The sequence below is a fragment of the Flavobacterium sp. FPG59 genome (genome assembly GCF_002150205.1).
Lineage (GTDB): Bacteria > Bacteroidota > Bacteroidia > Flavobacteriales > Flavobacteriaceae > Flavobacterium.
Genome location: NZ_MTCA01000079.1, coordinates 1 through 12,578, shown reverse-complemented (window position 1 = coordinate 12,578; position 12,578 = coordinate 1). Strand labels below are relative to the sequence as shown.

Genomic DNA, 12,578 nt, shown 5'->3' with positions numbered 1-12,578 from the left:
GCTCTTTGTTTTCTTTGAATTCAACTAAGTATATTTCTTTTTGCTCCTTAGTTTTTGCAACTTTTAAACCGTATAGCGATTCTAGCTGCTTGATCATCTTATCTAAACTCTGTGTATTTAGAGTAATGTTGTACTTGTTTTTTGTGTTAGGAGTTTGATCATTAAATAATATGTTTTTTTGATTGCTAATGGCATATGCTAAAGCAGCTAAGGAACCATTTTCGATACGAATTTCTTTAGGTGAGATTGTTGTAGAAGTTGTGATTTTTGGATCTGTTGCCAAACTTTTTGCTAACAAAGCCGGATTTACAATACTCATGTTCCAACTTTCTTTTTCAATATTTTTTTTGATAATGGTGAAACCCAAATGTTTTTTAAGTTGCTCAAGGGCTAGTTTTCTTGTTTGTAGCGTGTCTTTGGTTTTGTTTTTAAAATGAAAATTATAATTTTTTGTTGTTTCCAGAGAATCGTTCACATCTATTAATTGTTCACTAGTTTGTAACACATATGCTAGCAAAGGTTTCATGGTTGTATTAGTGTATGCTAAACTGTCTACATAGTTTTTATTAGATGCATCAGAAAAAGCATCCTTGTTTTGCTCTATTTTAATGCTGTATTTAGGTGTGTTTTCATCAATATTAATCATCATACTTTCCATCCCAAGGATTGAAATTCCTATAAAAATAGCATTATGAATGGCATGCATCATGTAGCCTGATAAAAAACCTTGCTTTACTCTCAGGAAACCGGTTATAAGTCCCATCATAATTTGTGGGGCTACTAAAAGTGGTGATAACAATAATACATTTACGGTTATTTCGAAATTGAAAATGTGAATGAAACCAAACAACAAGGCCGAGAAAAAGAAAACTGTAGCATAGTATTTTGTCCAAATGGTTTGCAGTTTGTCGTTTGTTTTTTGTCGCGCTGTTGTACCACCAAAAGAGGCAAATCCTAGGATAATTTGAATAACACCATTGTACTGATATCGTAAATACAATCTGAAAATTAATTCTTCAAAAAGTGGAATTATAAATACAGCTAAAATAAAAAACAATGGAATTGGCATTGTTTTCATCATTTCTTGAATCGAATGATTTTCAGTATCAATCCATTCAAGCTTCTCTAGTCCGCTAATTATGCCTATCATCAGTAGTAAAACAGGCATCTCAAGTATAATAAAAGCAAGTACGTTTTTAAGTCGTTCTAAAAAAGTTAGTTCAGCTCCTTTTTGATCTGTTGGGTTTTTTAAAAAAGAAATAAAATTTTTAAAATTTTCATTAATGTTCTCGGAGAAAGAGTGGCTCATAGTTTTTTGATTAACGGGTATTACCGTATCGATTTTAAATAAATCGTAAGATATTTAGTAAACAAACATACTCAAATAATATTTATTTTAAGGTGTCTTTCACAAATTTTATCCAAGACATTTTTCAGGAAGTTTTTTTGCACTTTAGATACATGCCTAAAGTTACGTTAATTAATATTTTATTGGCAGGCACGTTTGTTTTGGTTTTGTAAATTTGAGATAACACTAAAAAAAAACATTATGAAAAGATACGCAACAGCACACTGGGAAGGTTCACTTAAAGAAGGAAATGGTACACTAACTACTCAAACAACTACGCTTGATAAAACGCAATATTCTTTTAAATCACGTTTTGAAGAAGGTGTGGGCACAAACCCCGAAGAGTTAATAGCAGCTGCACATGCTGGTTGTTTTACGATGCAATTATCGGCTTACATAGGCGAGGAAGGATTTGCAATTGAAAATATTGAAACTAGATGTGACATTGATTTTGTAGATGGTGTCATTGCTACATCTCATCTAACGGTTAATGCTAAAATTGCAGACATAACTGCAGATACTTTTCAAGAATTAGTTCAAAAAGCCGAAAAAAATTGTCCTGTTTCTAAAGTTCTGAACGCAACAATATCAAGTACTGCAACACTATTGTAAACTAAAAATAGATTCACAAAAAACTCGAGTGTGCAACTCGAGTTTTTTTATGGATTAAATTTTTAACACTTTTTGAATTGCCTCTTCAACTAGAGGACCCATTACTTGATATCCTGCTAAGTTGGGATGTACTCCGTCTGGGCCATATTCTTTTTTGAGTCCATTTTTCTCATCTTTCATTTCGCTAAAATAATCAAGATAATATATACCGTTCTCTAATGCGTACTTTTTTATCAAAAGATTCAAGGCTATAATTTTTTCAGCTGGAAATTGATTGGGTCTCCAAGAAAAATCATATGCAGGTAAAACAGAACATAAAATGACTTTTATTTTATTGGCTTGAGCCAAGGCTACCATTTCAAAAATAGTTGAAGCAATACTTTGGATCGTAGTTGGGCCAGTATTTCCAGCAATATCATTTACACCACCCAGTATGACAACAACAGTCGGTTTTAAATCTAAAACATCAGCTGTAAACCTGTTGAGCATTTGAGGTGTTGTTTGGCCACTAATGCCGCGGTTGATGTACGGTTTTAATTCAAAAAAACTCGGATTTATTCTGCTCCAAAACTCAGTAATGGAGTCACCCATAAATACAACTCTTTTTTCTCCAGCTGGGGATGGTTTAAGTAGTGAATTTTGTTCTTGGTACTTTTTTAAATTGGCCCAGTCTAGAGCTTGTGTTTTTTGCTCCATGATGCATGATACTTCTATTAAACCAATTGAAAAATTATGTCTTGATTTAAAATAATAATTTTAAGAGTAAATTTTTTTCATAGTACTGCATTGATCTTTAGAATTAATCAAATAAATCTGAAGATAAATAACGGTCACCACGATCGCAAATAATGGCTACTATTACACCTGATTCTAAAGTTTCAGCAATTTTTATCGCAGCAGCCACTGATCCGCCGCTACTCATTCCTGCAAAAATTCCTTCTTCAAGCGCTAAACGTTTGGTCATGGCTCTGGCTTCTTGCTCTGAAACTTCAATAACGGTGTCTACTTTTTTTGCATCAAAAATTTTAGGCAAATATTCCTGTGGCCATTTTCTAATGCCTGGTATTTGAGAACCATCACTAGGTTGCGCTCCCACAATTTGTATGGTAGGATTTTTTTCTTTTAAATAGGTCGATGTGCCAATTATAGTTCCCGTTGTACCCATTGCAGATACAAAGTGGGTTACCGTTCCATCAGTATCATTCCATACTTCGGGACCTGTAGTATTGTAATGCGCTTTCCAGTTGTCATCATTAGCAAACTGATTGAGCATGATATAACCACCTTCAGCAACTTTTTTATCAGCATAATCTCTAGAGCCAATAATTCCGGTTTCCGCCGGAGTTAAAATTACTGTTGCTCCATAAGCACGCATGGTTTGTGTACGCTCTATGGTAGAATCTTCGGGCAGTATGAGCTCAATTTCAATATTAAATAACTGTGCAATCATGGCTAGTGCTATTCCAGTATTTCCACTAGTTGCCTCTATTAGTTTGTCGCCTTTTTTTATATCTCCTCGTTCTAATGCCGATTTGATCATGTTGTATGCCGCTCTATCTTTTACGCTTCCACCAGGATTGTTACCCTCAAGTTTCAATAAAAGTTTTACATTTTTATTGGCAATTAAGTTTGTAGATTCAACTAATGGTGTGTTTCCAATTAAATCTAGTATTTTGTATGATTTCATGAGCTTATTGGATTATTAAAAAAGAAAGTTCCTAATGCAAAAGAGGAACATTCGATAAAAAAAAATTTTTTGGTTCAAAAAAGTGGTGCAAAGATATTGAACTAAATTAAAATTATGCATTGGATTCAAGTAAACCTATTGTTGCAATTAGAAAACTTTGTTAGAGAAATAATGTTTTTGAGGGAGAAATTCAGTAGAATTGAATTTTACTTTAATTCTATTTTACATCATAAAGATCGTTTCAAAATGTTTGAAATAATAACCTACAATCATAAAAACAGCATTTATGATTCCCGTTGTAATAATTAGGGTACTATATTTTCTTTTTTTGTCCAAAAAACTTAAAACACAACAAAGTATAAATAGTATTGAAGAGAATACTGCGGGATACATTTTAAAAGCGTTTGTAAAATCACCTTGTATCAAAAGCAAGAATGCACGCTGAAAGCCACAGCCCAAACATTCAATTCCAAGGATTGTTTTACTTAAACAAGGGAGCATGTATTTTTCTAAATTCAATTTTTTTCTTTTTTACTACTTTACAAATAAACAATAAACTTTTTACAAATTAAAAAGAGCAATTTAAAAATGATTACTTTTGAATAATTATTCGAAAAAAAGATGAAAAAGTTAATACTTCCTATAATGGTAGTTGCAATAAGCGTGGCCTTGTACGAACAAGTAAGTGCTAATAAAAACATTTATGTAATGGCAGTTGCTATTGTAGTTTTTATGATGGGAATGATGCAATTAAGTGCTAAAACACCGAGTAAGAATCAAGAAAATAAGGATGATAATGTTGAATAAAGGAGATAAGGTTTCGGTTCTTGATGATGCCATTAACGGTGTTGTACTTTCTGTACAAGAAAATCGTGTGACAATAGAAACCGAAGATGGTTTTACAATGGCATTTCTTGCCAATGAATTGATTAAAGTAAACGACAGGAGTAATTTACTGGATACTATTAGAAGGATAGATGTAGCTGAAATTAAAAAAGAAAAAGAGATTCCAAAACCTCGTAGTTTTGTGAAAGAAAAAAAATCTAAAAATGAAATTTCTGCACCAGAGTTTGATTTACATATTGAAAAATTAGTGCCTAATAAAAGAGGAATGTCTAATTATGATATTTTGACCTTACAAACCGAAACAGCAAAAAGACACATTGAATTTGCCATTAAAAACAGAATTCCAAAAATAGTTTTTATTCATGGAGTAGGAGAGGGAATCTTGAAAGCAGAACTAGATTTTCTACTTGGTCGCTATGATAATATTGCTTTTCAGGATGGTAATTATCAAAAATATGGTTTAGGTGCCACCGAAGTATATATCAAGCAAAGTGCCATGTAAAATGGTAAGTTGGTCATAAAAAGTAAAACCCAATTCTAAAAGTAATTTTATTTACTGCTAGAATTGGGTTTTTTTGTATCAAATAATATCTACTTTATTTTGAAAACTAATTTGTAGTCTGTAACTCTCCGTAAATGTAATTGTCACCTAGACTAAAATCATTTGTTCCTTTTTTTAGTTTTACCTTTTTTAGAACAATGGTATGCTTAAACCCCGTTCCAAATGTTGTTGTAGTAACCTCAATGGTACCGCTAATATTAGCAACACCTGGAATTGCTATCCATTCTTCGGTTACGCTAGGTGTAGCGGGATAAGTAGTGTTGCAAAAATAACTGTCTGACAATACCCCACCAAACAGTCTGTAAGTGAGTTTGTTTACAGTGTTACCAATAAGTGCTACACGAGGAGTGTTTAAGGGTGTACTTTCATTTTTAATTAAAGTAGGGTCAATGTCTAGTATTAAGGCTTCACTGCTGTTCTTGTCGTATAATTGTTTGGTACTTGGGCATTGATTCAATACTTTTTTAAATGCCAATGGAGGTGGTGTATTAGTGATAATAAAGTCTCCAAAGGTAAAGGTATCGTACACCTGAGTGCCATTTCCTTTATTAAAGGTTATGTTCTTAAATGTAATGTTATGGCTATATCCTGTTATTCTGGTGCTATTATCAGTTTGGTTTAATGGTTTTACTGCTTTTGTGGTAATCACCATTTTTCCACCTGTTGCAATCCAATCGTCAACAACAATAGGATTTGCAGGTGGTATAGTTTCACATAATGTTGCAGAGGTTACGGTCCCGTTGTAAAAACGATAAATCACACGATTTGTAGTATTAATGTCTATTTCTTGTGTAGTTTCTTCAGTAGGAAATATAATTTGTGATGCATCAATAAGTAAAGCTTCGTTTTCTTTAACTTTATAAATAATGTTTGTACTGTTACATTTTTGTGCAGTAACCGAATCGAAGTTAATGGTTTCCTGTGTTAAATCACCGTCATCACAACTGTGTAAAATAACCGCTAAAAAGAATATGCTGAAAATTTTTTTCATGTTCAATAATTTGTAACAAAAATAGAATTTTTAATGGGTTCTAGTTGCATTGTAATTTAAAAAACACATTTTTAACATGATTTTAAGGGAGCGTTTTTTGAAAGCTTCCGCTTTGATAGCCCAACTTGATGAGTTTTTAAGACTGTATTACTTTAAGAAAAGAGTATCTTTGTATTTCATTTTTTTATCAATGAGATTAAATAAATATTATTCGGCGGCCTTCCTTGCTTTTTTTATGTGGGGGTTTTTCAGTTTCGCACTTAAACCATTACATCTTTATCCATCACTAGATATCTTGTTTTATCGTGTTTTCTTTAGTGTAATTACAATGGTTTTAATTAATGTTTTTTTTCGAAAAAAAATAATCTCTGAAAATTGGAATCGTTTTAAGCAATTACCACCTAAGGAGCAAAAAAAAGTCATTTGGCTTACTCTGGGCGGAGGCTTTTTTTTATCTTCAAACTGGTTTGTTTATATTTTTGTAATGAATCATGTAAGCGTAAATGCTGCTTCTTTAGCCTATTTAATATGTCCTATTGTGACCACAGTTCTAGCCTTTTTTATGCTCAAGGAAAAACTAAGTTCTTGGCAATGGGTTGCCGTTGGGATTAGTTTTTTGAGTTGTATTTTGTTATCCTTTGATCATTTTCAAGATATCTTTTTTAGTTTAGTTACTGCTGCAACGTATGCTTTGTATTTAGTAAGCCAGCGAAAAAATAACGAAATTGATAAGTTTTTAGGATTGACCATTCAGTTAATTTTTACAGCGGTTATTTTACTGCCTTTTTACCCAAAATACAGCGGTCCAGTTCCTACAGAGCCTATTTTTTATACATGCATGTTTATGATTGTAGTTTTTTTTACAATTATTCCACTTTTCTTAAATCTATATGCCCTAAAAGGAATAAACTCTTCAGCGGTGGGAATTATGATTTATATTAATCCGATAATTAATTTTTTATTAGCTGTTTTTTATTACCAGGAACAAGTACATACTATTCAATTATTTTCTTATTTCTTAATTTTGTTGTCTATCGTAGTATTCAACAAAGAAGTATTATTTAAGAAAAATAAAAATAAATATTCAACTACAAAAGACGCCGAGTAACCTTTCAAATATATCAACTACAATGCAAAAAGTATATCTTGACAATGCTTCCACTACTGCACTTCGTCCCGAGGTGATTCAGGAAATGACACACGTTTTAGAACAAGAATACGGTAATCCGTCTTCTACGCACAGCTTTGGAAGAAGTTCTAAAAATGTTTTAGAATTGTCTCGAAAAATTATTGCAAAAAATTTGAATGCAACTGCACAAGAAATCATCTTTACATCTTGTGGTACCGAGGCCAACAACTGGATTTTACAATCAGCAGTAAAAGATTTAAAGGTAGAACGAATTATTACTAGTAAAATAGAACATCACGCTGTTTTATATACGGTTTTAGCGCTACAGCAACAGTACGGAATTCAAGTAGATTATGTAGCTTTAAAACCAGATGGCGCAATAGATTTAACCCATTTAGTTACTCTTTTAGCTGATGATAAAAAAACTTTAGTTAGTTTAATGCATGTGAATAACGAAATAGGAACTGTGCTAGATCTTCATCGTGTAGGTGTCATTTGTAAAGAGCACAATGTTTTGTTTCACTCTGATACGGTGCAATCTATAGGTAAATTAAAGATCGATTTACAAGAAATTCCTATTGATTTTATTGTAGCGAGTGCACATAAGTTTCATGGTCCAAAAGGAGTAGGATTAGCCTTTATTCGAAAAAATTCAGGACTACAACCTTTATTTTTTGGTGGAGAGCAGGAAAAAGGCTTGCGCGCTGGAACCGAAGCCTTACATCAAATAGCCGGAATGGCTAAGGCTTTAGAACTTTCGTATTTAAATTTAGAAAGGGATCAAAAGCACATTGAAGCTTTAAAAAAATATTTGTGGGATCAATTGCAAGTATATATTCCTGGTGTAAAATGTAACGGTGATCTTTCTGGATTTTATAATGTTATAAATATTCTTTTACCTTTTGATAAAGAAAAAACTGCTATGATTTTGTTTCATTTAGACATGAAAGGTATTGCAGTGTCAAGAGGAAGTGCTTGTCAATCAGGAAGTATCAAGCCTTCCCATGTTTTGGCAGAGCTTTTAAGTGAATCTGATTTAGTATTACCAAGTTTGAGAGTTTCTTTTAGTCATTTTAACACTACACAAGATGTTGATACTTTTATAGAAGCTCTGGTTGATATTCAAAACAGTTGATCACATTAAAATAAGCTTATACAATCAGTTGTTTTAGTTCATCAAGAGATATAGGCTTAACAATATAATTTGAAATTTCATTATATTTTTTTGCTTTTTCAATATCAGTAGGGTCAATTGAACTGGTCATGATATAGATAGTAATTGTTTGTTTGATTGGAATTTTGATAAACTCATCCAGAAATTGCCAACCATTCCAAATAGGCATATTTATATCTAATAAAATTAAATCAGGGAGTTTTCCATCCGTATTTATTATTGTTTTTAGTTTATCAAATGCTTCTTTACCGTCTCTAAAAATCATGAAACTATTGCAAAAATCTGCAATTTCCATAATTCTTTTAGCACCAAAAACAAAGATTGGGTCGTTATCAATTATACAAGCAATATCTATCTTAGGCATTTTGAAAATATAATTTAAAAGTGGTTCCTTTATCAACTGCACTAGTTACTGTAATTTTACCGCCAATAGCTTCTATTTGGTTTTTTGTAATAAATAACCCAATCCCTCGAGCATCATCATTCATGTGAAAAGTTTTATACATTCCAAAAAGCTTATCTCCGTTTTGTTTTAAATCTATTCCTAGACCATTATCTTCAATACTTAATACAATTTTGTCATCTTCTATAGTAGCATTTAACTTTATATAGGCCTTCCTTTTTTCTGATTTATATTTTATAGAATTCGATAAAAAATTCAATAAAATACTTTCTACATAAGCAGGTATTCCTAAAATATATACATCTTTTTTTACTTCATTTAAGATCTCTACATCAGCATTTTTAGCTAGGATTTGTATATTATTGATACTGTTTTCAATTGCATTATTTAAATTTACTGGAGCAATATTTTCGGTTATGGTGGTATTCATAATTACCACTTCATTGAGGTGTCCTATAGTATCTTTTAAGTTTTTCGAAGCTAAATCTAGTAGTTGAATGATTTCATTATCGGCATATGCAGGGTTTTCATATAAAAGCAACTCCAACATCATGGCAATATTGCCGGAGTGAGATCTTAAGTTATGAGAAACTATATGTGCAAAATTTTTCAACCGTTCGTTTTGATCTTTTGTAACAAATAGTAATGATTGAATTTCATTTTCAACCTTTTTAATGCTACTAATGTCTACAGCGATCATTAGATAACCAGTAATTTTATTATTCTTTTTTACAGCCGTAATTGTAAGTTGTACCGGAAATTGGGTTCCGTCTTTTTTTACATATGTCCATTCGCTTGTTTCAAATTTTCCTTTATCTAACACATGTGTAAAGACTTCAAAACCTTTGCATTTAATATTTTCTTCAATTAATATTTTTTCTTCTTGTGCTTCAATTTCTTCCTGTAAATGAATAGTTTCAGGAGTTTTTAAATGGATAACTTCCTCTTTCTTGTATCCTAAAAGATTTTCGGCACCAGTATTAAAGGTTGTTATTAGTCCATCAATATTAGTCTCAATAATAGCAACTTGAGTACTAGCATCTAGTATCCCTTGAAGTTTTGATACAGCTTGTTCTAGTTTGTTTTCAGCATTTTTTTGTGAAGAAATATCTATGATTTGAGATATAATATATAAGGGATTGTTTTCTGGATCTCTAACAATAGACGATGCTAATATTACATAAACAACTGTCCCATCTTTACAAATATACCTTTTGTCAAGGTGATAAAAGTTAATTTTACCTTCAACAAGTTCTTTACGTAAAGCAATATCTTTTTCTAAATCATTTGGATGGGTAATATCTTGAAAGGTAAGTTGCATCAACTCATCATTAGTATACCCAGTGATTTCACATAAGTTTTTATTTACTTTAAGCCATTGCCCTTGTATGTTAAGTAACGCCATACCTATAGCTGCACTTTCAAAATTCCCCCTAAAAGCCTCTTCACTTACTAAGAGTTGTTCTTGTATTTTTTTTCTTGGAGTTATGTCCTCAGTAAGCATAATCAGTCCGCCAATTGTTTTTGAATCAGAGTACCATGGTTTTACTTCCCATTTTAGCCATTGTATGGATCCATCTTGACGAACAAATTTTTCTTCTTCTTTTTTTTGTGCTATGCCAGTTAAACACTCTTGGTGTATTTTTTTCCAATTGTCTCCTATTTCGGGAAAAATTTCATAATGAGATTTACCTATTATTTCTTGTCCTTGCAACCCATAATCAGTATACCATTTCTCTGATGAAGCAATGTATTTTAATTCCTTATCAAACATGGCAATGGCAGTAGGGGTCTGCTCTATAAATAATTTATTTCTTTCAAATGTTTTTTTAGATTCTGTAATGTCAGTATGAGTTCCATACATCATTATTGGCAACCCTTCCTCTGTCCAGCTGATTATTCTTCCGTGATCTAAAATCCAAACCCATTCCCCATTTTTATGTTTCATTCTGCATTCACAATGGTAAAATTCTCTTTTCTTACCAAAACATTCCTCTAAGATTTTCTGAGAAATCAGCAAATCTTCTGGATGAACCAAGTCTATCCAAGTTTGAATACTAATAGGTTGAAGTTCCACAAGTGAATAACCTAAAATTTCTGCCCATCTATTATTAAAAAGAACTTCATTAGTTTGAATATTCCATTCCCAAGTCCCCAAGTTAGTAGCCTCAAGAACACTTTGTAATTTCTCTTTTTCTTTTATTAATTCAATTTTTGCATTCTTTTCAATAGTTATATCTTGAAAAGTTCCATAGACTTTGGTACATCTACCTTTTATAAATACTGTTTGGCCAATAGTTCTAATCCAGCGGTGATTTCCTTTTGCAGTAATTATTTGTAAGCGATAATCAAATGGTTCGTTATTTTTTATTGCATTAGAAATTGCTATGTTAATTATATCTCTATTATCACCTTCTTTATAAAAATTGATAGCCGTTTCTAGATTAGGAATATAGTTTTCACTAACTTCATGAATTTCTTTTGTGATTTTACTCCAATGAATTTGTTGAGCTAAAATATCAAATTCCCAGTAGCCAATTCTAGCTGCTGAATTACAATTTTCTAATAAAACTTCTTGCTCTTTTAAGTAGGTTATGTCAATATGTGCTCCTAATAATCGTTTTTCATTACCATTAGGATTTTGGATGATTTTGCCATAACATTTCATCCATATTGTTGTACCGTTTTGATGAGTAAATCTGAAAATTTGTTCGTAAACAAAATCAACTGTACTTATATTTTTTCGAATTACTTCTTGCAGTAATTTTGCATCTTCTTTGTTTACGATGTTTTTCCACGAATTGTAATGGCTTGGTAAGTCGTTGTAATTATAACCTAGTTTTGACCAAAACTTAGGATTCATATAACTATTTTCGGGGTTTTCTATATCCCAATACGAAAGGCCATCTAATGCAGTTTCTTGAATAAAATCAAATATGGAGTTGTCTTGTTTGATTAATTCGTACAATTCGGTTTTCAGATAACTCATGGGTTACATAAAATTTAGAACCAAAAATAATTTATTTTTTTATTTACTACATGTTTAAATGCTAAAATTTTGTTTTAATTACAAATTCATAACGAATAAAAATTATAATTGTTATGATCATTCATTAAAAATTAAAAAACCGTTGCATTTTTAACATTGCAACGGTTTTAAATCTGATTTGAATCAATAATTATTTAGGCATAACCACTGAGTCAATAGCGTGAATTACACCATTAGACGCAGCTACATCAGCCAGAACAACAGTAGATGTTGCACCATTAGCATCTGTCAAAATTACTTTCCCGTCTTTTAAGCTCAATTCAATTTTTCCACCTTGAACAGTTGTAACGGTATATTTACCATTATTTTTGTTGATTGCCTCAGTTACTGCTACTGCATCAAACTTTCCAGAAACGACATGATATGTTAAAACTGCTTTTAATTTATCAAGACTTTCTGGTTTCAATAAACCATCTACTGTACCAGCTGGCAATTTATCAAATGCGGCATTATTTGGTGCAAAAACCGTAAATGGCCCTTCGCTACTCAATGTTTCTACTAATCCTGCCGCTTTTACAGCAGTTACTAATGTTGAAAAATCAGCGTTTCCTGCTGCAACACCTACAATGTTTGGCGTTTCTACAACTGCTGCAGAATCTACAGCAACTGCAGTTGTGTCTGCATTTTCTGTTGTTTCAGCTGTTTTCTTTTCTCCACATGAAGTTGCGATAACTCCTAAAAGTGCCATAGCACCAATTGTTTTTACTAATTTCATTTTAAATATTTTAGTTTAATTAAATTAAGATATTCAAAGATAGGTGTTTAATGTGTTTGTTT

General features: G+C 31.7%; 13 protein-coding genes. 5 read left to right on the top strand and 8 right to left on the bottom strand.

Annotation, left to right across the window (positions count from 1 at the left end; genetic code table 11):
* The coding region (locus FPG59_RS08825) for a CPBP family intramembrane glutamic endopeptidase (protein WP_086454246.1) at positions 1–1,309 on the bottom strand (1,309 nt) is incomplete at its 3' end.
* Positions 1,310–1,549: 240 nt separating this feature from the next.
* Between FPG59_RS08825 and FPG59_RS08820 the strand changes: the two genes are divergently transcribed.
* Positions 1,550–1,960 (top strand): OsmC family peroxiredoxin, encoded by a 411-nt coding sequence (locus FPG59_RS08820; protein ID WP_086454245.1) that lies wholly within the window; start codon positions 1,550–1,552, stop codon positions 1,958–1,960.
* 54 nt (positions 1,961–2,014) lie between these two features.
* Here FPG59_RS08820 and FPG59_RS08815 read toward each other — a convergent pair whose 3' ends face one another.
* The 3 genes from FPG59_RS08815 to FPG59_RS08805 form a co-directional block, all read right to left on the bottom strand.
* Positions 2,015–2,656 (bottom strand): SGNH/GDSL hydrolase family protein, encoded by a 642-nt coding sequence (locus FPG59_RS08815; protein WP_086454244.1) that lies wholly within the window; start codon positions 2,654–2,656, stop codon positions 2,015–2,017.
* Between the two features lie 103 nt (positions 2,657–2,759).
* Complete coding sequence (gene cysM / locus FPG59_RS08810; protein WP_086454243.1) at positions 2,760–3,647, bottom strand: cysteine synthase CysM; 888 nt, start codon at positions 3,645–3,647, stop codon at positions 2,760–2,762.
* Positions 3,648–3,869: 222 nt separating this feature from the next.
* A complete protein-coding gene (locus FPG59_RS08805; RefSeq protein WP_176330724.1) occupies positions 3,870–4,166 on the bottom strand; it encodes a DUF2752 domain-containing protein in 297 nt (98 codons plus the stop codon).
* A gap of 102 nt (positions 4,167–4,268) precedes the next feature.
* Here FPG59_RS08805 and FPG59_RS08800 point away from each other — a divergent pair, with 102 nt between their 5' ends.
* Together FPG59_RS08800 and FPG59_RS08795 are read left to right on the top strand one after the other, a co-directional pair.
* Complete coding sequence (locus tag FPG59_RS08800) at positions 4,269–4,454, top strand: hypothetical protein (protein WP_086454242.1); 186 nt, start codon at positions 4,269–4,271, stop codon at positions 4,452–4,454.
* Complete coding sequence (locus tag FPG59_RS08795) at positions 4,444–4,995, top strand: Smr/MutS family protein (RefSeq protein WP_086454241.1); 552 nt, start codon at positions 4,444–4,446, stop codon at positions 4,993–4,995. The genes FPG59_RS08800 and FPG59_RS08795 overlap by 11 nt, the downstream gene beginning before the upstream one ends.
* Before the next feature lie 106 nt (positions 4,996–5,101).
* Here FPG59_RS08795 and FPG59_RS08790 read toward each other — a convergent pair whose 3' ends face one another.
* On the bottom strand, positions 5,102–6,046 hold the full coding sequence (locus FPG59_RS08790) for a hypothetical protein (RefSeq protein WP_086454240.1): 945 nt from the start codon (positions 6,044–6,046) through the stop codon (positions 5,102–5,104).
* A 190-nt stretch (positions 6,047–6,236) separates the two neighbouring features.
* On the opposite strand from FPG59_RS08790, the gene FPG59_RS08785 reads away from it, so the two are divergent.
* The gene (locus tag FPG59_RS08785; RefSeq protein ID WP_086454248.1) at positions 6,237–7,154 is read left to right on the top strand and encodes an EamA family transporter; all 918 of its coding nucleotides are present in this window, start codon (positions 6,237–6,239) and stop codon (positions 7,152–7,154) included.
* Between the two features lie 22 nt (positions 7,155–7,176).
* On the top strand, positions 7,177–8,310 hold the full coding sequence (locus tag FPG59_RS08780) for a cysteine desulfurase family protein (protein ID WP_086454239.1): 1,134 nt from the start codon (positions 7,177–7,179) through the stop codon (positions 8,308–8,310).
* A 16-nt stretch (positions 8,311–8,326) separates the two neighbouring features.
* Here the strand turns inward: FPG59_RS08780 and FPG59_RS08775 are convergent, their stop codons facing one another.
* The 3 genes from FPG59_RS08775 to FPG59_RS08765 form a co-directional block, all read right to left on the bottom strand.
* On the bottom strand, positions 8,327–8,713 hold the full coding sequence (locus FPG59_RS08775; protein WP_086454238.1) for a response regulator: 387 nt from the start codon (positions 8,711–8,713) through the stop codon (positions 8,327–8,329).
* Positions 8,706–11,741 (bottom strand): PAS domain S-box protein, encoded by a 3,036-nt coding sequence (locus FPG59_RS08770; RefSeq protein ID WP_086454237.1) that lies wholly within the window; start codon positions 11,739–11,741, stop codon positions 8,706–8,708. Before FPG59_RS08770 ends, FPG59_RS08775 begins: the two co-directional genes overlap by 8 nt.
* Positions 11,742–11,931: 190 nt before the next feature.
* Positions 11,932–12,516 carry a fasciclin domain-containing protein gene (locus tag FPG59_RS08765; RefSeq protein ID WP_176330723.1) on the bottom strand — a complete coding sequence of 195 codons (585 nt, stop codon included), beginning with the start codon at positions 12,514–12,516 and terminating at the stop codon, positions 11,932–11,934.
* Positions 12,517–12,578 lie beyond the last annotated feature (62 nt).